15 protein-coding genes are annotated in these 22,959 nt (G+C 58.2%); 12 read left to right on the forward strand and 3 right to left on the reverse strand.

Features of this window, described 5'->3' with window-relative positions; translation table 11 throughout:
- Positions 1 to 190 precede the first annotated feature (190 nt).
- Both AACL53_RS19490 and AACL53_RS19495 read left to right on the forward strand, forming a co-directional pair.
- A complete protein-coding gene (locus AACL53_RS19490; protein WP_339086230.1) occupies positions 191 to 3,355 on the forward strand; it encodes an efflux RND transporter permease subunit in 3,165 nt (1,054 codons plus the stop codon).
- 14 nt (positions 3,356 to 3,369) lie between these two features.
- Complete coding sequence (locus tag AACL53_RS19495; protein WP_339086232.1) at positions 3,370 to 4,554, forward strand: efflux RND transporter periplasmic adaptor subunit; 1,185 nt, start codon at positions 3,370 to 3,372, stop codon at positions 4,552 to 4,554.
- A 98-nt stretch (positions 4,555 to 4,652) separates the two neighbouring features.
- Here the strand turns inward: AACL53_RS19495 and bcsS are convergent, their stop codons facing one another.
- Together bcsS and AACL53_RS19505 are read right to left on the reverse strand one after the other, a co-directional pair.
- Positions 4,653 to 6,074 carry a cellulose biosynthesis protein BcsS gene (gene bcsS, locus AACL53_RS19500; protein WP_339086233.1) on the reverse strand — a complete coding sequence of 474 codons (1,422 nt, stop codon included), beginning with the start codon at positions 6,072 to 6,074 and terminating at the stop codon, positions 4,653 to 4,655.
- A gap of 194 nt (positions 6,075 to 6,268) precedes the next feature.
- Positions 6,269 to 10,363 carry a Pls/PosA family non-ribosomal peptide synthetase gene (locus AACL53_RS19505; RefSeq protein ID WP_339086235.1) on the reverse strand — a complete coding sequence of 1,365 codons (4,095 nt, stop codon included), beginning with the start codon at positions 10,361 to 10,363 and terminating at the stop codon, positions 6,269 to 6,271.
- Positions 10,364 to 11,376: 1,013 nt separating this feature from the next.
- Here AACL53_RS19505 and AACL53_RS19510 point away from each other — a divergent pair.
- On the forward strand, positions 11,377 to 12,111 hold the full coding sequence (locus AACL53_RS19510) for a M23 family metallopeptidase (protein ID WP_339086236.1): 735 nt from the start codon (positions 11,377 to 11,379) through the stop codon (positions 12,109 to 12,111).
- A 103-nt stretch (positions 12,112 to 12,214) separates the two neighbouring features.
- Entirely contained in the window at positions 12,215 to 12,751 is a 537-nt protein-coding gene (locus tag AACL53_RS19515) for a VOC family protein (RefSeq protein ID WP_339086238.1), read from the forward strand.
- A 464-nt stretch (positions 12,752 to 13,215) separates the two neighbouring features.
- Here the strand turns inward: AACL53_RS19515 and AACL53_RS19520 are convergent, their stop codons facing one another.
- Positions 13,216 to 14,607 (reverse strand): PLP-dependent aminotransferase family protein, encoded by a 1,392-nt coding sequence (locus AACL53_RS19520; protein WP_339086239.1) that lies wholly within the window; start codon positions 14,605 to 14,607, stop codon positions 13,216 to 13,218.
- A gap of 290 nt (positions 14,608 to 14,897) precedes the next feature.
- Here AACL53_RS19520 and AACL53_RS19525 point away from each other — a divergent pair, with 290 nt between their 5' ends.
- The 8 genes from AACL53_RS19525 to AACL53_RS19560 all read left to right on the forward strand — a co-directional run bounded on the left by AACL53_RS19525 (position 14,898) and on the right by AACL53_RS19560 (position 22,717).
- Entirely contained in the window at positions 14,898 to 15,293 is a 396-nt protein-coding gene (locus AACL53_RS19525) for a RidA family protein (RefSeq protein WP_339086986.1), read from the forward strand.
- 15 nt (positions 15,294 to 15,308) lie between these two features.
- Complete coding sequence (locus AACL53_RS19530; RefSeq protein ID WP_339086241.1) at positions 15,309 to 16,115, forward strand: ABC transporter permease; 807 nt, start codon at positions 15,309 to 15,311, stop codon at positions 16,113 to 16,115.
- Positions 16,112 to 16,987, forward strand: coding sequence for an ABC transporter ATP-binding protein (locus AACL53_RS19535; RefSeq protein WP_339086243.1), 876 nt, complete (start codon positions 16,112 to 16,114; stop codon positions 16,985 to 16,987). The genes AACL53_RS19530 and AACL53_RS19535 overlap by 4 nt, the downstream gene beginning before the upstream one ends.
- On the forward strand, positions 16,984 to 17,952 hold the full coding sequence (locus tag AACL53_RS19540; RefSeq protein ID WP_339086245.1) for an aliphatic sulfonate ABC transporter substrate-binding protein: 969 nt from the start codon (positions 16,984 to 16,986) through the stop codon (positions 17,950 to 17,952). The genes AACL53_RS19535 and AACL53_RS19540 overlap by 4 nt, the downstream gene beginning before the upstream one ends.
- Before the next feature lie 3 nt (positions 17,953 to 17,955).
- The gene (locus tag AACL53_RS19545; protein WP_339086246.1) at positions 17,956 to 18,612 is read left to right on the forward strand and encodes a cysteine hydrolase family protein; all 657 of its coding nucleotides are present in this window, start codon (positions 17,956 to 17,958) and stop codon (positions 18,610 to 18,612) included.
- Positions 18,599 to 20,224: a gamma-glutamyltransferase gene (locus AACL53_RS19550; protein ID WP_339086248.1), complete on the forward strand. Its 1,626-nt coding sequence runs from the start codon at positions 18,599 to 18,601 to the stop codon at positions 20,222 to 20,224. Before AACL53_RS19545 ends, AACL53_RS19550 begins: the two co-directional genes overlap by 14 nt.
- Positions 20,225 to 20,290: 66 nt before the next feature.
- A complete protein-coding gene (locus AACL53_RS19555) occupies positions 20,291 to 20,962 on the forward strand; it encodes an isochorismatase family cysteine hydrolase (RefSeq protein ID WP_339086988.1) in 672 nt (223 codons plus the stop codon).
- Between the two features lie 411 nt (positions 20,963 to 21,373).
- On the forward strand, positions 21,374 to 22,717 hold the full coding sequence (locus AACL53_RS19560; RefSeq protein ID WP_339086249.1) for a TAXI family TRAP transporter solute-binding subunit: 1,344 nt from the start codon (positions 21,374 to 21,376) through the stop codon (positions 22,715 to 22,717).
- Positions 22,718 to 22,959 lie beyond the last annotated feature (242 nt).

Here is a 22,959-nt window from a genome sequence, read left to right on the forward strand (position 1 = left end):
GCGAACCCCGCTAGGTTTCCTACTTTTCATCGGGCGGACCGTCAGGCCTCAGCATATTTACCTCGCCCAAAGATCGTCTCAATGGCCGCTTGAGGTCAGACAGGTTTAAAGGCTTTAAGAAGGGCAGGCGATCCCAGAACGGGACACCCGAGCCGCCATCCGCGGCTACCCGCATTAACGTGGACGGCGCATGGTCAACTTCTTCATCCACCGGCCCATCTTCGCCTCGGCGATCGCCGTCATCATGGTTCTGGCAGGGACCATTTGCTATTTCCTGCTGCCCGTTTCGCAACTTCCTGACGTCACGCCGCCGCAAGTCGTGGTGAGCGCGATTTATCCGGGCGCCAGCGCCCAGGTTGTTGCGGATACGGTCACGACGCCGCTCGAACAGCAGATCAACGGCGTCGAAGGCATGACGTACATGTCGTCGTCGAGTTCCAACGACGGCTCGTCCAACATCACGATCACATTCGATGTCGGCTATCCGCTCAGCATTGCGGCCGTCGACGTGCAGAACCGTGTGGCGGAAGCCGCATCGTCGTTGCCGCCTATCGTCAACCAAGCCGGCATCTCGATCAGGAAACAAAACCCGAATTTCGTTTTGATCGTCAATTTGACGTCGCCGGATCAATCCGTCGATCCGGTGACGCTCAGCAATTACGCCTACCTTCAAATCGTCGATCCGTTGAAGCGGCTGGCGGGCGTCGGCGACGTACAGATCTTCGGCGAACGGCGCTATTCGATGCGGCTGTGGCTCGATCCTGACAAGCTGTCCCAGCTCGGGATCACGGCAGTCGACGTTCAGAACGCGGTCGCGGAGCAAAACATTCAGGTCGCGGCCGGAAAGATCGGTCAGTCGCCGGCGCCGCCGGGGACGCCGTTCGAGATGCAGGTCAACGCGACCGGGCGCCTGAGCAATCCGGAAGAATTCGGAAATATCGTCGTACGCTCCAATCCGTCGACTGGCGCCATCGTGCGCCTTCGGGATGTCGCCCGCATCGAGCTTGGGGCGCTCCAGTACTCGTCGTCGGCATTTTTCGGCAAAGACCCTTCGGTCGTGCTTGCCGTATTTCAGATGCCCGGATCGAACGCGCTGGATCTGCAGGAGCGCGTGCTGACCAAGATGGACGAGCTGTCGAAGCGGTTCCCCAAGGGCATCGCCTACGGCATGCATTATGACACAACCCGCTTTGTTTCAGCGGCCATGCATGACGTGGTTTTCACGCTGCTCGAGGCGCTGATCCTGGTCGTTCTCGTTGTATACATCTTTCTTCAAAGCTGGCGCACGACGATCATTCCGACGATTGCCATACCGGTTTCGCTGATTGCGACGCTCGTCATTATGCACGCGCTCGGATTCTCGCTGAACATGCTCAGTCTTCTCGGCATGGTGCTGGCGATCGGCCTTGTCGTCGATGACGCCATCGTGGTTGTCGAGAACGTCGAGCGGCAGCTGGAAAACGGTCTCAAGCCCATGGCTGCGGCTTTGAAAGCCATGTCGGAAGTGACGGGTCCGATCATCGCGACGACCGGCGTTCTCATGGCCGTGTTCATTCCGGTGGCATTTATCCCGGGCGTCTCGGGCCGTCTCTATAATCAGTTCGCGCTGACTGTCGCGATTTCGGTCGGACTATCGGCTTTCAACTCGTTGACACTCAGCCCGGCGCTGGCCGCGGTCTTCCTTCGCCATCGCGGGCCGCCATCGTTCGTGCTCTTTCGCTGGTTCAACGCCGGCTTCGACAGGATCTCGCACGGATACGCTCACCTGGTTCGCTTCATGATACGCATCCGCTGGGTGATGCTCTTCCTTTTCACGGCCGTGCTCGGTGCCACGTATCTGCTCTCCCAGCGCATTCCTTCGACATTTTTGCCCGTTGAAGACCAGGGATACTTTTTCGTCGTCGTGCAACTACCGGACGGAGCATCGCTCGAACGAACCGATGCTGTCGCCAAGAAGGTCAGAGACATTCTGGAAAACACTCCGGGTGTCGATATCGTCGGCTCGATCAGCGGCCTCAACTTCCTGACGAACGCGGCGCAATCGAACTCCGCCGTCGAATTCGCCATTCTCAAACCGTGGAACGAGCGGCCGCCGGAGCAAAGCGCGTCGAGTCTCGTGCAGGCGGTTCGCGGGCAGTTGCTCATGATCCCTGAGGCGGTCGTGCTCAGTTTCGACCCGCCGTCGATACCGGGCCTCGGAACGACGGGCGGATTTGAATTCCAGGTCGAAGATCTGACGGGCCGCGGCAGTGCTGCTCTCAACGACGCGACACAGGCGCTGATTGCAGAAGCTCGGAAGCAACCGGAGCTGGATGCGCAGCAGCTCTTCACGTCGTTTTCGACCTCGACGCCGCAATTCAACTACGACCTCGATCGCTCGAAGGCGAAACTGCTGGGGCTCAATCTGCCGGACGTATTCAATACGCTGCAGATCTATCTCGGTTCGCTCTATGTGAACGACTTCAACCTTTTCGGGCGCACGTTCCGCGTGACGCTGCAAGCGGACACCAATGCGCGCGCCGATCCGTCGAGCCTCTCGCGGCTCTACGTTCGCAACGCGACGGGCGGAATGGTGCCGCTCAGCACGCTCGGCACGCTGAAGCCGATCGTTGGGCCTGAGACGGTTCCTCATTACAACAACTATGCTTCCGCGCTGATCAACGGCGGCCCCGCGCCGGGCTACAGCACCGGGCAGGCCATTCAGGCGATGGAACGCGCCGCAGCCACGGCTCTGCCGCGCGACTTCAGTTACGAATGGACTGGCATTACATTCCAGGAACTGAAGGCGGGTTCGATTGCCCTCGTCGTCTTTGCGTTGGCCAGCGTGTTCGTCTTTTTGATCCTTGCTGCGCAATACGAAAGCTGGTCGATGCCGTTCATGGTGCTGCTTGCAGTGCCGCTCGCGCTGTTCGGCGCTCTCCTTGCGCTCTGGGTTCGCGGCCTACAAATCGATGTCTATTCGCAGATCGGATTTGTCATGCTCATCGGTCTTTCGGCGAAGAACGCCATTCTGATCGTCGAGTTCGCGAAGAGACGGCGCCTCGAGGGCTTGTCCATCGTCGATGCCGCGATGGAGGCGGCGCGCCTTCGGTTGCGCCCCATATTGATGACCGCATTCGCATTTATTCTCGGCGTCGTTCCGCTCATGATCGCAAGTGGGGCGGGTGCTGCCAGCCGGCAATCGATCGGAACGACGGTCTTCGGCGGAATGCTGGCTGCAACGCTTCTTACGCTGCTGTTCGTTCCGGTGTTCTATGCGGTCATCGAAGAGTGGCGGGAAGGGCGTGATGCCCACACTTCCGGGAAAGTCGACACATCGGGCAGCGATGCTTCGCATCCGGCTGCCGCCGAATAGACAGGGATTTCGTGATGCGCCTTTGGAAGATCATTGGCTTGGTTTTGCTGGTTGCCGCCGGCAGTGCGGCCTACGTTCACCGGCAAGAAATCGAGAAGGTCATCGCCTCTCTCGAGCAGCCGGCGGCCGCGCCGCCTCAGGCCGGCTTCGTCATGCCCGTACCCGTCTCGCCTGTCGTCAAACGCCCGGTGAGTATTTATCTCGAATATCCGGCGCGGACGGAGTCCATTCGTGACATCACGCTGCAGGCGCGGGTTTCAGGCTACGTCCAGAAACAGAATGTTCCCGACGGCGCGGACGTCGCCGCCGGCGACCTTCTGTACGTGATCGATCCGCGAGATTATCAAGCGGCGCTCGATCGCGCGAAAGCTCAAAAGCAGCGCGATATCGCCGCCCGAGAATACGCCAGCTCCAGTCTCGAGCGTGGGTCGGAACTCACCAAAAGCGGGTGGCTCGCCAAGGATACTTTCGATCAGCGATCAAGTTCGCTGCGCCAGGCCGACGCCGCCATAACGATTGACGATGCCGCCATCCGGGAGGCCGAGCTCAATCTCGAATATACCGAAATTCGTGCACCGTTCGCTGGACGGCTGGGCAAGAACCAAGCGGCGATCGGCGCGCTCATCAACGTTGCAGGTGCGGCCCTCAATACGCTGGTCCAGATCGATCCCATTTACGTGACGTTCAATCCGAGCGAGGCGGATCTCGCCGCCATCCAGAAAGTACATGCTAGCGGTGCAACGGCGGCCGAAATCTTCGTTCCCGGGAACGACAAGGCGAAGCACAAAGGCACGATCACGTTCATCGACAACACCGTCGACCGGCTGACGGGGACGCTCACGGCCCGCGCCACCATTGCCAACGCCGATCGCGCGCTCTTACCAGGGCAATACGTTCGCATCCGCATTCATGCCGGTGAGGACCCCAATGCTCTGATGGTGCCGCAGACCGCGCTCGGCTCGAGCCAGCTCGGAAAGTATGTCTACGTGGTCGGCGAAAAGAACATGGCGGAGCAGAAACTGGTGACGACAGGCCCGACGGACGGGGATCTCATCAGCGTGGTCGGCGTGACAGAGAAAGATCTCATCATCACTGGAAATCTGCAAAAGATCGGGCCTGGATCTCCGGTGCAGCCTCTCACGGCTCCTCCGCCACAGGCCGGCGAGAAGCGCACCGTCACGACCGGCGCCGTCAATTAGGTTCGAATAGCGTTCAAAGGGAAAGGCGCGGACGGCTCAATGTAGAGCTCAGCACGCGCCTTTTTTTTAATTCGTCTCGGGCTTGGCTTTGCGCCGCGTCAGAAGTCGACGCGCAGCATCGAACCACCGTAAGCACCTTCGCCGCCGGCTCTCGTTTCGCCGCTGTTGTTCACGAACTGCTGGCCGACGTTGAAGGTCAACTTGGCCGGCAGACCACTCCACCAGAGATGGAACGGGATCGTTGCGAATGCTCCGACGCGCGTCGCGAGATCACCCTCGTCACTGTAAACGGAGCTTTCAGGCCCGATGATGAACGTCTTCGCGTTGTAGCCCACGCGAGCTTCCGCGTAGTAGGAATTGAAGGCGGTCGAGTAGCTGCCTTCCAAGCTTCCGTACAGCGGGCTTTCGTCATCGGTTTCGAGTTCTACAGCGACTTTGAAACCATCGGCGCCACCGCGGACGTCGTTGTTCGGGTCAAAGGGCGACAGGTGAACATTGCGGACCTCATAGCCGAGGTAGGCAATGGCGCTCCAGTTGGAGAAGACCCACTGATAGCCGAGCATGATGTCCAGCGACCGGTCGTCCGCATCGACTGTTGAATTGTCAGGCTCACCCGCCTTGTAGTTGTAATCGGCGATGATGCCCTGCGTGCGAAGCAGGAAGCCGTTCTTGTAAAGATCGCCGCTCAAACCGAAGACCGTGCCGCCGTAGTAAGCAACCGCGTCATTCGCTGCGTCGATGCCGCTGTAGGTAATGACCTTCGGGCCGCGATCTTCCGTGATCGGGTCGGGGTTCAAAACTTTCGAACGGTCGAGCTTATAGACGAGCCCTGCCTGCACCGTCCAAATCGAGGGGACTTCGCGGTCTACGTAATCTACCCCGTCAACGGTGCCACTATTCGTGATCCTGCCTGAGAAATCCGAATAACGCGCCTCGCCGCGCAGATAGAAGTTATCGGAAATCTGCCGCTCAACGCCGCCGCCAACAAAGTAGCCGCCGAAGTTCTGGCCGCCCTTGCCGTGGGCCGTCGTGTCGTCGGTGTCGATGTCCCACCATCCATCGTTGGAGAAGTGAGCCTGTGTGTAACCACCCGTCGCGTAGACCAGCGTCCGCTCGTTGACCAGAACGCCAGCGCGCGCGCCGATCGCCCATGAGCGATCAATCGTCATCGCGTTATGAATGTCTTCGTTGCCGCGATTCAATTCGGAGACCGAGAAGTCGGCGAAGGCGCCGACAACGAAGCGGCTGCCCACCTGCCGGTCGATGCCGTAAATCAGCGAGACCAGTCCGCCGTCGGCGAACTCGTTCTTGGACGAGGTCGTGTCGTCGCTATCGTGATAGTTGTTTTTCGAGTGGTTGTGCCCGTAGCCGCCGCTCACTCCGAAATATACTCCCGACCAGCTCGGCGCTTCGACCTGAACTGGCGTGTCCTTCAAAGAGAAAGGTCCATCGGCGAGCGCGGGTGCGACCATCGCAGGCATCGCCGCGCCGCACGCCATCACCGCAAAAAGTTTCTTCATTGGTCTTCCTCAAGCGCAAAAGTCGCGAGCGCAACGACCATCCTCAATACGAAGACGGCCACACACGATCTGGTACTTCTCTCTAAGGTATGAGGGGATGTGATTCGCGTGTCAGAGTCGAGTTTGAACGTCAACGAACAAATGCGTCGGCGCCGCGGTGATGTCCGCGGTGCCACAGTTCACATTAGTTGTACTCACACGGGGACGTGTAGCAACTCGATTTGCTTTTTCACCAGCCGCGGTGACCTCCTACGTTGTGCATAAGAGTCGCCATCGCCGGCCCGCGGATTGTCGCTTATGGCGACGCTTTCCTTCGGCGCGGCAAGAGGCTCGCACGGTGTGCCGTGCCAGCGCGTTCCGGCCGGAAGGACGTCGCCTTTCATCAGGACCGATAGCGCACCGAGGTTCGACGCGGCGTGCATTTCCGTTCCGTAGAGAACGACCGCCATATTACCGACGGTGCAGCCATCGCCGATTTTGATGTGATCGGCCTTGAACACGCGATCCTCGAAGAGGTGGTTCTGGATCGTCGCGCCGACGTTCAGGCACGCGCGGTCACCGATGTGCACGAGATCGAATTCGGAAAAGAGAGTCGTTTCGAGGTAGCACCACTTCCCGACTTTGCAGCCCATCATGCGCAAGCACGATGAGATGAACGGCGTTCCCATCAGCGGCGTCATGGTCGTCGCCGCCACTGTTTCGTAGACGCCATTCACAAGCTCGTTGTTCCAGATGAACCGGCACCAGAGAGGCTTCACTGTCGGCGCGATACGGCCGACGAACAGCGCCTTGACGAGAGCCGCGAGTAGAATGGACCCAGCCGCCAGAGTCGCCGCGACAAAGGGAATGCCCACGATCACGGCCCAGAGCGGCAAGCTGCGATAGCCGATCACAAGATAGCTCGTGAACGCGATGCCTTCCGCGGCGACGATAAAGCCCGGCAATAGTATGCGGAGCGTATCGGTCGTCGTCCGTGCGATCTTCGCGCGGCGCGTCGGCTCAAATATTTCCGCATCGTTGAAGCAAACATTGCGTTGCGTTTGCGGGAGAGCAAACCCAGGCGAACCCAGCCAGCGCGTATCGTCGGGAATCTCAGCTGCGTTTGCCGGCGGCGTCGACGCAACGCCGATTAACGCGTTGTCGCCCACGGCATGACCGCCCGGAATGAGCGCGCTGTTGCCGATGAAAGAGCGCGAGCCGATGCGCACTGCTCCGATCTCGACCGTACCGGCGTTGAGCCGCTCTCCGCCGATGAGGCACGCGTCGGCCAGGAAGCTCCCGTCGCCGACCTCGAGGAGACTTGGCATAACGTGCGAGACGGTTGAAACTTCCGAGCCAGCGCCGATCTTCGCGCCCAGAGCGCGGAGGAAGACCGGGCAGTAGACAGTCGCGTAAACCGGCAGCAGGATGGTCTTCGTGTTCTTCAGCAGATAGCTGACGAACCAATGCCTCAGGTAGGCGAGGCTGAGGACGGGCATTTGGCCAGCCTCGGACGGCTGGAGCAGGGTAATAAGCGTAATTGCGCCGATCGCGTAGGTCAGAACTCCGACCGGCACCGCGATGAACGCGCCGATCGCGCCACCGAGCGGACCACCGAACGAAAACCCAGCCGCGATAATAATGGCGGATGGGATGACCGTTGCGATCAGAAAATATCCCATCACGTAAATAAGCGCGAGATGCAGCGCGCCGAACGAGAACGTTCGCAGCAGCGTTGGCGAAGGCGTCGTGGCTTCCGGTGTTACGACTTCGGCCAGCAGCGCGGGCGATCCGCGACGGCATTCGTAACTTCCCATAGCGGTGCCGTCGGGCAGCGACGACATATCATCGAGCCGCGCGCCGTCGCCCATGCTCGTGCCGAGACCGAGACTGCAGTGCATGCCGATGAAGCAATTCTCGCCGATGTCGACCGGCTCGATGACGAGGTAGCCGTCCTCAACGCGATACCCGAGGATCTGGCTTTCAAGTCCGATGCTCGAACCGCGCCCGATCGAGACGACGTCGTAGGCGCCGCACAAGGATGTCGACAGCACGACGTTGCGGCCAATCTTGGCACCCATTGCGCGCCAATAAAGATTCATCAACGGCGTGCCCGCAAACATATCCGACCAGCTCAAGGCTTGGAAACGGGTCACAAACCACCACCGGAAGTAATAGAAGCTCCAGAGCGGATAGCGGCCAGGCTTGACGCGGCCGATGACCAGCCACTTCAGCGCGATGCTCAAGAACAGCATGCTCGGCCAGATGGCGAAGCCGACCATCGTCGAGATTTGCGCCGCGCGCTGCCATGTGATCTGACCGTCGGTCACGGCGGTCGTTATCAGCACCATGTACGCGAGGGGCGCTAAGAGAATGCCGTAATATGCTGCGATGCTCAAAGCCTGGAGCGACACCGTCGTCCAGCGCATCAACGGATGCACGCTTTTGAAGGCTTCCTCCGATACGTTCGCCCGCGCCGGGTTTTCCTGTTTTTCTCCGCCCATACGGCTTTCGAGAACGGAGGCGAGAGCCCTTACGGAGCGATGCTCGTAGAAGTCGCGAACCGAGACTTGAACGCCAGCGATCGCTTCACGCACGCGGCTCGCGCATCGCGAAGCCAAGAGTGAATGTCCGCCGAGATCGAGGAAGAAATCGTCGGCGACCGAAATGCTCGGCAGGCGAAACGCTTCGGACCATGCCGCCGCAATGCGCGTCTCGAGCTCGCTTGCAGGGGCGACGACATTGCCGAGACCCTTCAGCAGCGTCTTGGGTTGGGGGAGATTTTTCCGGTCGACCTTGCCGCTCGTCGACATCGGAAGCTCGTCGATGACGTCGAGATATTGAGGCACCATATAAGCCGGCACGCGTCGTCGCAGCAGTTCGTCGACCGCTTGACGATCGAAGCTTTCTTCCTCTCCGTGACAGACGACGAAAGCCGCAAGCTCCTTGATGTCGTCTCCCACCGCGATGACGGCCGCCGCCGCGGCCTTGATTTGAGGATGCTCCATCAGGACGGCTTCGATCTCGGAAAGCTCGATGCGAAAGCCGCGGAGCTTCACCTGATCGTCGAGGCGCCCGAGAAAATAGAGTTCACCTTCGTACCCGAGCCGCACATGATCGTAGGTACGATACAATCGGCCTCTCGTTGCCGGTTCGAATGAATCGGCAACAAAGCGCTGATCGGTAAGCGTTTGGAGATGCATGTAGCCGCGTCCGACGCCAGCGCCGCCGATGAACAGCTCGCCGTCTTCGCCCGGCGCCACGGGCTGAAAATTTTCGTCGAGGACGTACGTGGAATAACCCGGCAGAGCCTTTCCAATGGCTACCGGCTCGCCGCTTACGCACTCATGCCACGTGGCAACGACGGTTGCCTCCGTCGGGCCGTACGTATTCAGCATTCGGCGTCCCGGCTTTGCCCATCGCGTTACGAGCTCTTGCGAGCAGGCTTCGCCCCCAAGTACGAGCGTCGTCACCGTCGGCAGATCGCGATCGATCATCGCGAGCATCGTCGGCACGGTCGAAAAATAGCTGACCTGCATGTCGTCGATAAACTGGGCGACGTCGGCGGGCGACCGTTCGACTTCTTCGGGCGGAACGATCAACGTTCCACCCCGAGAAAACGCAGCCCAGATTTCTTCAACCGATGCGTCAAACGCGGTCGAAAATCCCTGATAGACGCGATCGTTCGCCGTCACCTTGTAGACTGAGCGCAGTGATTTGACGAAAGCGACGACGTTGCGATGTTCGATCATCACGCCCTTTGGGCGACCCGTCGAACCCGATGTGTAAATAATGTAGCTCAACGCACTCGGGTGGATTTCCGCATCGAGCAGAAGGTCGACGGACTCGTCCGGTTGACCGGCCAGAACGTGCCGCTGCCGGTCAACCAGCAGGAGCGGCGTCGCGACTTTACCTTCGATCACGCCTGCGAGCGCGTTTTCCGAGATGATCAAACGTAGCTGCGCGTCTTCTTCGATTGCGCGGATACGCTCCAACGGCGAACGCGGATCAATCGGCACATAGGCGGCGCCGGCTTTCAAAATGCCGAGAATCGCCGCGTAAAGCTCCGGCGATTTCTTAAGATAAATTCCGACGAGATCCTCGGCGCCTGTTCCGCAAGAAACCAAATAATTGGCTATGCGATTTGCAGCGGCATCAAGCTCTTCATATGTGAGCGTCTCACCGGCAAATTCAATTGCAGGATGATCAGGCCGCCGCTGCGCTTGGAATTCGAAATAGTGGTGGAGGAGCCGTGGCCCTCTTGTTCGCCCAGTTTCCAGCGAATGCCAATTTGGTTCGTATACTGACACGGGCTTCCTCAATGGGCTGACGCCACGAGCCCCCTTCTTCCTTGCGGCCGCCCATTGCGACGGCCACGGAAAGTCGATGCCCTTGGCATTTGGCGATCCATGTCCGGAACGTTACCGGTTCGCTCTGGCGGTTCTGTCCCGGCCAAAGGCGATCGTTGCGGGGATCAAATGCAACTGCTGATGCTTCAGCAATTCCGGTGCCAAGCATCTTGAGGTAGGCTTCTTTGAGCGCCCATAGCCGAGAAACCGCCGTTTCTAGCTCCCCCACAGCCATCGATTTCAGTGCCGCGCGTTCGTCAGTCGTGAAGACGTCAGAAAGCCAGGCGTCATTCGTATCAGCGATGGCATTTTCAATATCGATACCAACTGGTCCGCACGTAGATACCGCGACAACTGACGCCCAACGTGTGTGAGAACAGCTGAAATTCAACGCGCTCGCGTTATTCGATAGCGTTGGTTTTCCCCACGCCGACCTTTTGAAATTCCACTCGTGCGGTGCAGTCCGGCCGCCGACACTTTCCGTCAACGCTTTCCGAAGAACTGTGCGCGTCGCAAGCGAGCGGCAACGCATTTCGACGTTGCGTATCGATGCGAACTCGTGGACGTCGGCTTGGGCCGGTGTCCCGAAATGGTCTGTAAGGTTATTCGCGGCAGCATGTGGCACGTACCAAATTCGCACACCCGGAAAAACGGGCGCCGCCTCGAACGCATTAATAGAGATTTCCACCTCGGCGCCGCGGAAGGGCGGCCTTTGGGTTAACTTCCCCGGAAAAGAAAACAGACGAGCCATTTTTGCAATCAATGCAGACGGACACAGGCGCGCGTCATCGCGGGCCGCATGCGATCTGCTCTAAAAAGAATTGGATGTTAATGAAATGCTAAACTATGCTTACTGATCAAATTGCTGATATAAAGGTAAACCGCATTTTTCAGTCAAAAATTCCGCGACACATTCAAATCGGTGTCGCAAGGGTATTGGTATTGGTTTGAAAATTCCAGAGAGTTTAAAGGACGTGCTTCTATTTCGGTATGCGATTTTTATCGTCGTTGGCTTCTACGTTACGCTCACGATCACACCGGGAAATGCCGCTGATTCGAACGACACATCGACCGTTACACCCAGCGGCTTAAAACCGAATTACCCCGCCGACTACAATTGCACCCCCATTTCGTCACCATATGGGAGTTGGATTGACGTCGACGGTACGCGCCGCGATGAAATTCATACGGGCGTCGACGTCGGCCGACTGGGCGAATGGATATTGGCGCCCACGTCGGGAACGGTGCGCGCGGCTTGGCAGGCAAATTGGAAATGGGGTACCGAAGGCGCCCTCCTGATCCGGCATGATCGCGATGATCTAAATCTCACCAAAGGGCCGAAATATTATTACTCCGAGTTCGATCACCTGGACTTCGATGAAATCAAGCATTTCCGCGAAGGGCAAAAGGTCAAGCGCGGTCAGCGGCTGGCTCGCGTGACGCGTCCCGGTGAAAACCAAACCTATCTGCCGGAAGTTCATTGGGAAGTCTGGAAAGCCGATCATGATAATCTGACATGGCGCATCAATAGTTACGGCGCACCTGATTGGTGGAATGACAGCGCGGAGCTTGTCGACCCTCTCTCGCTGCTTGGTCTTAATAATCCGCCGACTGAGGATAAGAGCGTTGCCATTGTCCCGTTCGTAAATGGCAAAGACTACGACGGCTTTCGCGGTTTCACCTATATTATGCCGTGTACTCGGAAGTGAGCCGTGTTCCGGACCGAAAACCTCGGTGCGGGATCATGCTCATAGTTGGCATTACGCTTGCTTAGATGTCTCCAAATTCGATCCGAACCAGGAGTGGGGTGACATGTCCCAAATTATTTCGAAGCCGCGCATCGCCGTAATCACGTTATTCTCGGCGGTATTCGCCGCTTTCTTTTCGCTCCCGGCGAATGCCCAGAGCCCGGCACCAGCTGCGCAGGCGGATAACGGAAGCGTCTGGTGGAACGAACTCATCAGCGCCAATCCTGAGCGCAGCCGAGATTTCTACGCGGGCGTGATCGGCTGGACGCCGAAGATCGTTGCCGCGGAAGATACTTCTCGTCCCCCCGCTGCCGGCGAAAACGAATACACTCTATTCATGCAGAATGGCAACGAGAGCGCAGGGCTCGCGAAGTATGATGGCAAGGAGCCGACCGATCCCAAGCCCGGCTGGCTGACCTACATTCAAGTTAGCAATGTCGACGACGCCGTTGTCGAAGCCTTGAAGAAGGGCGGCAAAGTTCTCAAGGCTCCGACCGACGCTAATAACATCGGTAGACTTGCGATTGTCGCCGATCCCGACGGCAATCCCTTTGGCCTCGTCACGCCATTGAGCAAGGATTCGACCGCGGCGGGACATTAGAATTTCGAAGCTCACGGCGAAGATCGGAACGTTTCATCATAGGCCCGGCGCGGATCAGCAATCCCTGCCGGGCCTTGATGCTTTCACGGCAACCCAACTATTTTTGCCAACCCGTGAGGGAACGCACCCTGTTCAGAAGGCGTTGCCAAGTCGATACGGGTGCGCCGTCAGACGATTGGGAAGAAGGAAAGGAAGCAGGGATGGGAAACGGCAACGATCCTCCACGAATTCCTTTCCCCACGCAGGAGCCTGGAGAGCTTCCCACCTTGCCGCCTGCGCCGAAGGAGCCGCCCCAGCCTTCTCCCGTGCCGCTCGACGCGCCTGGCGAGAAACCCGATCCGGACGCTCCGGTGAGGTAGTCCGTCTGCAGTTCCGGCTTTTCCGGAAGCATCGTTCGATCATGCTTTTCAGCATGCGTGGTCGATCCTCCTTTCGAAAACATTGAAGGTGTCCCGAGCTGCGCCTTAGACAATTGCGGCGGTCGGCGCCCACGGGTTGCCGCTCACGACGAGGTCGGCGAGGATTTTCGCGGCTCTCTGAAGGACGTCATGGCTTTCGGCTGCCGAGAGGCACACGCGGACTGCGTCGCGGGCATTCTTCGGATCCAAATTAAAAAATGCGGCTGGACTGACGCCGACGCCTCGAAGCTTGGCTTCGGCAGCAAAGACTTCGCTTTGCCAACCCGACGGCATGCGCAGCCAGACATGGAACGCAGTCGGGCTCGATGAATAATCCAACCCGCGAAAAGCCTGTTGGGCAATCAGTTGACGTTCCGCGTTGCGTTCCCGCTGTGCATCCTCCAGCTCAGCAATGAGCCCCGTGCGCACAAGTCTCGCCGCTATTTCGGCCTCTATCGGCGCCGCCATAAGCGTCGTTGCGCGGAGCGCAGTTCCGACAGCGCGCCGCCATTGCTCCGGCACGCGCATATAGCCGACTCGCATGCCGGGTCCGCAATTCTTAGAAAAACTCGTGATGTATATGGCTTGAGTGCGGAGCCGCGCGGCCAATGGTTCAGGACGTGGCGAAAGAAGAAATCCGTATACGTCGTCTTCGACGACCCCGATCTTGTAACGTTCGCAGATTTTAGCGATCGCCTTTCGACGCGACGGCGGCATGGTCGTGGTGGTCGGATTATGCAGAGTGGGTGCGCAATAGAGCACCCGAGCATGGCCTGAGCGCAAAGCGTCCTCAAGGGCATCGGGCATCAATCCATCGTCATCCATTGCCACCGGGACGACGTTGCGACCGAGCATTCTGGCGGCAGTTCGCGCGCCATAAAAAGTTGTCGCCTCCATGAGGATGCTTTCGCCGGGTTCCGTCAGCGCAGCGAGAGCAATTGCGATACCGTGCTGGGCGCCAGCGCAAACGACGATATCGTCACTCCCCGCCTTCACACCCAAGGTTTGCAGATAAGTGGCTCCAGCTGCGCGATGGGAGACGGTTCCGATATCGCTCTGTCTGCCGAGAAGAGCGCCGTAATCCAGGTCGCGGGCGACTTCGCTTGCAAGCTCGCGCAAGTTCGGCAGAGGCGGCGCACCCGCCGGGAAATTGTGCGAAAGATCTATAAACGGCGCATTATTTGTCGTCGTCAGCGACGATACAGGAGAGTCTGGAAGCCGCGCGAGCACGAACGTCCCTTGACCGACGCGCGCTTCCGCAAGACCCCGTCGCTGTATTTCCGAATAGGCCCGCGTTACCGTGGTGACATCGAGTTCCAATTGATCGGCAAGTGAGCGATGCGTCGGCAATCGGGTGCCGTTGAGAAGCTCGCCATCATCGATCGCACGTGTGACGGCGTCAGCAATCGCGAGATAGCGCGGCCCTTTGAGACGCCTGATTTCAGAGATCCATTTCATGCTGCTTCCACGCGAAGGTCCCCGGCGTCATTGTATGGATTTTCGCGCGCCACAGAAGATCGTTTGTCTGCATATAATGGATGCACGCCGCCATTCAGTTGGGCAGAGCGCAACTCGCAGAGCTCCCTCTCCTTCGCCTCAGGTCAAGAGAACCTGCATTTTTAAAGGAGAAATGCGCGCCGCGCGCTGGCGGCCACGGCGCAAAGCACTGGCACACACCTTGCAAAATCTGGTGCAGACATTTCGTCTGTATGGATCTGTTCATGTCTGCAAATATCGCGACCTCGGGATTGAGCTTTTACATGGTCCCGAATGCTCCCGAGCCGGTCGCTACCTTTTCGCACGCCGTCGAAGCGGGAAGCTTCATTCACGTTACAGGGCAGATGCCGACATATCCCGGCGAGCCTGAACGTCCCATACCGGACGATATCGAAGAGCAGACCCATCGCGTGATGGCCAACCTGCATATCGTGCTGACCGGATTGGGTCTCGATTGGTCGAGCGTTGTGCGCGCCGGCGCATATCTGACGAATTTCGAGAAGGACTACGCGCGCTTCAACGAGATCTATTCGAGTTACTTCCCGGCCAATCGGTTGCCGGCGCGGACGTGCATCGGTGTAACGGCCCTTGCACGCAGCGCGCGGGTGGAAGTCGATCTCGTGGCCTTTCGGCCCCTCGCGCGGTAGAGAGGCGTTGGCTCGATGAGTGTGACCCAGCGCGGCCTGACATTGCAGTTACGGCGCAGCATTCCAACGCGGCAGTATCGTCTTCTTGCCGTCGTCGGCTTCGCCATCTGTCTATTCGTTTGGGGGCTCATCAGCGCTTCCGCCATCGTCGATCCGGTCTTCCTGCCGTCGCCTATCACTGTCGCTCATACGATGGCAGATATATTCGGTGACCAAACAATTTGGTCGGATCTTTGGGTCAGCTTCGTGCGGGTCACGGCTGGCTTTTTGCTCTCCGCGATGGCTGCGCTGCCCATCGGCATCTTGATGGGCTCGTTCAAACCGGTCGAAGCCATTGTTCAACCGGTGACGGAATTCGTCCGTTACGTCCCGGTTCCGGCGCTCATTCCGATTTTGATGGTAACGCTCGGGATCGGCGAAGAATCGAAATGGGCTCTTATTTTTATCGGCACCTATTTTCAGCTTGTCCTCATGGTCGCCGATGAAGTGCGACGGGTCCCTTACGAGCTCTTGCAAGTGGCCCAGACTCTGGGCGCGACGCAGGGCGAAATTATTCGACGCGTTCTGTGGCGCTCCGCGATGCCGGGCATTTTCGACGCGCTTCGTCTCTGCAACGGCTGGGCTTGGACTTATCTGATTGTCGCCGAGCTGGTCGCTGCGAACGAGGGATTGGGATTTCGCATTCTGAAGTTTTCGCGCTTCCTGCAGACCCCGAAAATATGGGTGTATCTCATTCTCCTCGGCGCTATCGGCCTGCTTATCGATTTGATGTTTCGCGCGCTCAACCGCCGATTGTTCAAATGGGCTGAGAGCGGAAAATGAGTCAGATTCTCGAGGTTCAGAACGTCTCGAAGGTCTATCGCACCGACAAAGGTGGCGTCGAAGCCTTGCGTCCGACGTCATTCAAAGTCGAGCGCGGAGAGTTCGTGACGCTCATCGGTCCATCGGGCTGCGGCAAGACGACGATGCTGTTCATCCTCGCCGGACTCGAAGAGCCGACCGATGGATACATGTTCGTCAACGGCCGCCAAGCCATCGGCCCCGGAGCCGACCGCGGCATGGTCTTCCAGAATTACACGCTCTATCCCTGGCTGAACGTCACCCAGAACATTCTCTTCAGTGCGACGCTGAATGGCTCTCGCCCGAGTGGAGAAGCCCTGAAAGCCGCCAAGGAGCGATGCGCCGCGCTTCTCTACCTGATGGGTCTTGAGGCGTTTGCGAATGCGTATCCGCGCGAATTGTCCGGGGGGATGAAGCAGCGCGTTGCCATTGCGCGCGCGCTGCTTCCGCGCCCGGCAATCCTTTTAATGGATGAGCCGTTCGGCGCTCTCGATGCGCAGACGCGCGAGGAAATTCAGCAGCTCACAGCACTTCTCAGCCGCCATGAAGGCACGACGGTGCTGATGGTGACGCATGACGTCGATGAAGCCCTCTTTCTATCGACGCGGACGTTGGTGTTCTCTCCTCGTCCCGGCAGGATCGTCGACGATATTCCGGTCCCGTTCGGCGATGTTCGCAAGCTCGATCTTAAGCTCGCGCCCGAATTCATCTCTCTCAAGCGTCACATGCTCGGCCTGTTAAGGCGCGAGTCGGACGCCCACCGCGACGATTACCTGCAACGGCTGCTGCAAGCGCAGGAGCCGGAGTTGTCCCATGTGAGTCAGTTGCACAAAGCGCGAAAGGGAAGCCAATGAAAGCTGTGTTCAGGGCCTTGACGGCAGTTCTAATCATGGCGCTATCCGCCGTCTCGTGGTCTACAGCCCGTGCGGACACGCTGAAGCCCTATAAAGTCGGCTATAATAGTTGGATCGGATACATTTCCCTTTTCATCGCGAAAGAGAAAGGGTTCTTCAAGGACGAAGGTCTGGACCTCCAGATGCAATCGTTCAGTTCGCCCGGTGATGGCCTCGCACCGCTCCTCGGGGGCCAGCTCGATGCGCACTTCACGACTGCCGATAGCGTCATCACGGCGCTCGACAAAGCTCCGGGCCGTCTGGAGATCGTCTATATGACCGACACATCTGCCGGCGCCGACGCCATTCTCGCGAAATCAGATATCGCGACGCCCGCAGATCTCAAGGGAAAGACCGTTGCCGCAACCGCTGGCCAGTGCAACGAACTCCTCCTTCGCAAAGCGCTTACGAAGTATGGTCTGGCCCCGAGTGACATCAAGCTGATAAACATGAATCCCGACGACGCGGGGGCCGCCTTTGCCGCTGGCAAGCTAGACGCCGCCGTCACCTGGGAACCTTGGATCACAAAGGTGCAGGGCGAGAAAAAGGGTCATGTCATTTTCTCGTCCAAAGAAGCACCGAACCTGATCCTCGACGTTGTTGCCATCAGCGACAAGACCGCGAAGGACAAGTCTGACGAGACGAAAGCGTTTCTTCGCGCTTTGAACAAAGCCAATGAACTGGCGATCTCCGATCCGAAGGCGGCTTCCGCTGTGGCGGCGAAATCCCTGGAGCTCAAGCCGGAGGAAGTGCTCGACATGCTGCCGAAGGTGAAGCTTTATGGCGCGTCCGATAACGTCACCCAGATGAAGGGTCCGGCGATTGAAGTCGGGAAGGAACTGGCCGCATTTTTCAAAGAGGTAAAAGTCAACGATGGCGTTGTCGACACGTCGAATATTTTCAATCCGTCATTCATAGGCAAGTAGCCCATGGAACCACATTACCGAGCCATCCCAGCGGGCGAAGTCGGGACGCAAAACACGGCCCTGCTCGTTATCGACATGGAGCGCGACTTTGTCGATCAGGGAGCCGTTCAAGAAACTCCGGGAGGGCGGGCAATCATCCCCGCCATCAACCGCCTCATCAGTTGGGCTCGACAGCACGCGATGCCGATCATTTTTACGCACGAAATGCATCGGTCAGATCTCAGCGACTACGGGATCGAGCTGGAGTTCGACCCGGTGCACTGTCTCGAAGGAACGCCGGGCTGCGAGCTGACCGAGGGCCTCGATGTCCGTCCCGAAGATTGGCGCATTCGCAATAAGCGTCGATACGATTGCTTCGTCGGAACCGACCTCGATCTTCTCCTGCGTTCTCGCGGCATCAAGAACCTGGTCTGTTGTGGAGTGACGACGCACTGCTGCGTGATGAGCACGGTTTATTCGGCTCGTAATCTGGATTATCGCGTTACAGTTCCGACGGACGCCGTTGCGGCCGTTTCTCCAGCGCATCAAGCGGCTGCGCTTCTCTGCATGAGCGATGTGTTCGCCTATCTGTCGTCGACGAGCGCCATCACGTCGTGGCCTCTCGCGGCGGGCGTTTTCGAGACCAGCCCGGTAGCAAAGCGTTCGCATGCCGTTGTCTGAGAACACACCTTCTCCGTCGGAGACCGTATCCAAGCTTTACGCGTCGGGCACCCGAGGTTGTATCTCGGCCCCGCATCATGCTGCGGCAGAAGCAGGACGTGCGGTGCTCGCCGAGGGCGGCACTGCCATCGAGGCGATGGTTGCGGCAGCAGCGACCATTGCCGTCGTTTACCCGCACATGAATGGCTTGGGCGGGGACGCATTCTGGCTGATAAAGCGTAAGGGCGAAGAGCCGATTTTCATCTCCGGCTGCGGCCGCGTAGCCGCGCGCGCAACTGTCGGCTATTATCGCGATCGCGGATACACCGAGCTTCCGGTGCGAGGCCCCGATGCAGCGCTGCTGGTTCCGGGCGCGATTTCCAGTTGGAAGCTGGCACTCGATCTCGTCCCTGAAGCGCGACGTTTCTCGTTGGAACGTCTGCTGCGAGACGCGACGGATCATGCGGTCAATGGTTGCCCTGTCTCCCGCAGCCTTTCCCGTACTCTCGATATTTTTGCGCCTGAGCTCAGCACGATCCAAGGATTTGAGCAGGTGTTTCTGCCTGATGGGCAGGTTCCCGCTCCCGGCGAACGTTATTGTCTGCCCGCGCTTGGAGCGACGCTTCGCAGGCTCGCCGAAGAAGGTCTCGACAGCTTCTATCGAGGCGCGCTCGCGGAGATTCACGGGCAATTCCTCGAGGAAGCCGGCAGTCCACTTCGACTCGAGGATTTCCAGTCATACACGGCGGAATACGGAAAGCCTCTATCTGCCCTCGTTTCCGCTGGAACGCTCTACAATTCCCCGGCCCCGACGCAGGGGTTTGCCTCCTTACTCATTCTTGCAATCTTCGACCGGTTGCGCGTCGGCTCGGCCGACGGCAGTTCGTACATTCACAGCTTGGTGGAGGCGACCAAACGCGCATTCGATCTTCGAAACAAAAACCTCGCCGATCCGGATTTCATGCCGATAGAGGCATCGCAATTCCTGCTGCCGGGTGCCGTATCGGAAATGGCGGCAGCGATTGATCGGAACAAAGCATCGCCGTGGCCCGGCCCGTCGGAACTCGGGGGTACGATATGGATGGGCGCCACCGACAGCGATGGCGCCGTCGTGAGTTTGATTCAAAGTCTGTTCTGGGAATTCGGATCCGGTTTGACGTGTGCGAAGACCGGAATCGCCTTCGAAAATCGCGGCGCAGGCTTCTCGCTCGCACCTGGCCCCAATCAGTTGGCCCCGCGAAAGCAGCCCTTCCACACGCTCAATCCCGCGCTCGCCCAACTCAACGACGGCCGGACAATGGCCTACGGCACGATGGGAGGCGATGGCCAACCACAAACGCAAGCAGCACTGTTCACGCGTTATGCCTTGTTCGATCTTAGTCTTGAGAATGCGATCAGCGCGCCTCGTTGGCTTCTCGGGAAGACGTGGGGCAACAGCAGCCTGTCGCTAAAGCTCGAAGGACGCTTCTCTCAGGAAATAGAGAACCAGCTGATCAACCTCGGTCACAGCACCGAGCGGTACTCCGACTACTCCGAATCGATGGGACATGCCGGCGCGGTGGTTCTTCATCCTTCAGGTCGCGTGGAGAGCGCCACCGATCCCCGATCGGATGGTGCAGCCCTCGCGATCTGATCGTGTCCCTGACCTCTGGGCTATCCAGGCAATCGATCAAGGAAAGAAGCGGTGTCAAAGACATTCATGCAGGCAGATCCTTACCCGTGGCCGCACGACGGAGACCTGCAGCCCGAAACGACGGCTTTACTCGTCATCGATATGCAGCGCGATTTCTGCGATCCCAATGGATATCTTGCGTCATCGGGATATGACATCGCCCCAACGCGCGCGATCGTGCCGAGGGTCGCCGCCGTTTGTGAGAAGGTCAGGACCTGGGGTGGTCTTGTGGTATTCACCCGGGAAGGCCATCGCGCAGATCTTAGTGATCTCCCGCGTCTCAAGGCTTGGCGATCGCAACAGGCAGGAGCCGAAATCGGATCGGCCGGACCGATGGGACGATTGCTCGTCAGAGGCGAACCTGGGTGGGATATAATCGGAGAGCTCGAACCGCAGCCCGGCGATGTCGTGGTCGATAAGCCTGGGTACAGCGCATTCTATGCCACCGACCTCGAACGCATCCTCAGTACGCGTCGCATGCGAAACCTTATTTTGACCGGCGTGACGACCGACGTCTGCGTTCACTCGACGCTCCGCGATGCGGTCGACCGAAATTACGAGTGTTTGGTCATTGCGGATGCATGTGCGGCAAGTGTTCAAGAAAACCACGCTGCTGCATTACACACCATAAAAACAGAAGGCGGGATATTTGGAGCAGTCGCGAATTCCGGGAGCCTTAGCTTCGAGCCAGAGGGATAGAGCACGCTTCGAAGCGAAAGGACTCGCTTGCCAGACCTCTAATTAGGTCCGAAATTAGTTCCGGCCGAATACGACGAGCAGAGATCAATCAAATAAATGTGTTGGAAAATTCCAATCGCACAGTTTCACTTCTTCAACTTATTGCAGGTGGCCGATACCCATCTGAAAATGCCAAGCACTTGGGCACTTAGAAAAACTTCTCGCGTGTGGACAGCCATTTATAGTTGACCGAGTGAAATCCTGTTGAAGCTATAGGCTCGGAAACCGAATTGACTGAAGCAACATATTGAACGAACTACCGCGCTGTCCAGTGGCAGCTGTATCTTCCGGATACGCCGTTCGATCGATGCACTGAAACCGAGGATAAAATCGCCATCTGTGAGACAGTCGCTGACTTCAGGGGCAGTAAACATGCGTTCGGGAACTCAATTCAGGGGGGCACACGATTTTTTACTTGTCGTTGTGCCCGTGCTTTTACTCGCTTCGATTGGTATTTGGTTCGCTTTGCGATTTATGCACCCGCCGCCGCCAGGAACCCTTGTATTGTCCGCGGCAAGTTCAGGCAGTCCCTACTATCGGTTTGCCGAGCGCTACCGTGCAATTTTTGAGCGCAACGGCGTGAAGCTGGATATCCGCGAATCTACAGGGTCATTCGCCAATATAAAAGCGTTGCAAGATCCAAATTCAGGAGTTCAGGCCGGATTTGTTCAAAGCGGTATTGCCTCCAAAAACGATACCCAAGGCTTGGAGTCGGTCGGCCGCATCAATTATGAGCCAGTCTGGATATTTTATGCGGGCGACAAATTTCTCACCCGACTGACTGAGCTCAAGGGCAAGCGCATACTCGTCGGACCGGCAGGAAGTGGTACAAACGCCGTCGCATTACAGCTCCTCACCGCAAACGGGATTTCCAGCGAGAACGCCTCATTATTAAATCATGAGCTTCCCGACTATGTGGACATGTTGTCAAGAGGGGATGCCGACGCTGGGTTCTTGATACTGGCTCCCGATGCTAAAACAATCGAGCGACTTCTCAGGACGCCGAACGTTCACCTCATGAGCCTCGCGAACGCCGACGCCTATGCGCAACGATTTTCATTCCTAACACATCTTTTTCTGCGAGAAGGAGTCGTAGACTTCGCGGCCGACATCCCGCCGAAAGATACTTCGCTTATCGCCACAAGCGCTGCGGTTTTGGTGCGGAGTGATACGCATCCGGCGCTCGTGAATCTTCTCGCTCAAGCCTTGCAAGAGGTTCATGCTCAGACCACAATCGGCCCTTCCGGCGAACAAGGGTTGTTTCAAAGTCCCGGCCGTTTTCCGACGCAGGTCGATCCGGAGTTCGCTATCTCAGATGAGGCGCTACGCGTATACCGATCTGGTCCTCCTCTGATGCAACGGTATGTACCGTTTTGGGTGGCCACGACCATAGATCGACTCACGTTATCTCTCGTTGTTCTGTTGCCAATTCTAATCCCGCTTTTGAGGTTCGCTCCCCAGCTCTACGATTGGCGCATTCGTCGTCGGATCATCCGCTGGTACGGCGAGTTAAAGCGCCTCGAAGCGGCGGCGAAACGCGCTGCAAATGCGGATGAGCGCGTCAAAAAATTAGAGGAATTGGATCGTATTGAAGCGACCCTCGACAATCTTCCCGTGCCCCTCACTTATGCTGACCAATTGTATGAACTGCGACAGCACATAGATCTGACGCGGCGTCGTTTAGCTTCGGAAATCAACATGAAAGGCGTCGGCTGATTGCTTCTGCGAGGAGGATGACTGCTAGCCCACGCAGCCGAAGTGGCCGCCAATACTTAGACCACTGCGGTGACAAACCGCGTCCTCGAAACCCCTTCCCCGGACTTTTCCGACAAAATCGGCTAACAGCGGCAACACTGAAAATCTGGGGCCTGCCCGTCAGAACGATCCCAGTTATACAAAAGCGGACGTGAGGGCTCTCTAACGAGCGATCGCTCGTGTTCTGGGCGACTAGTCCGATC

Origin of the sequence: Hyphomicrobium sp. ghe19, assembly GCF_902712875.1 — a bacterium.
Taxonomy (GTDB): Bacteria; Pseudomonadota; Alphaproteobacteria; order Rhizobiales; family Hyphomicrobiaceae; genus Hyphomicrobium_B.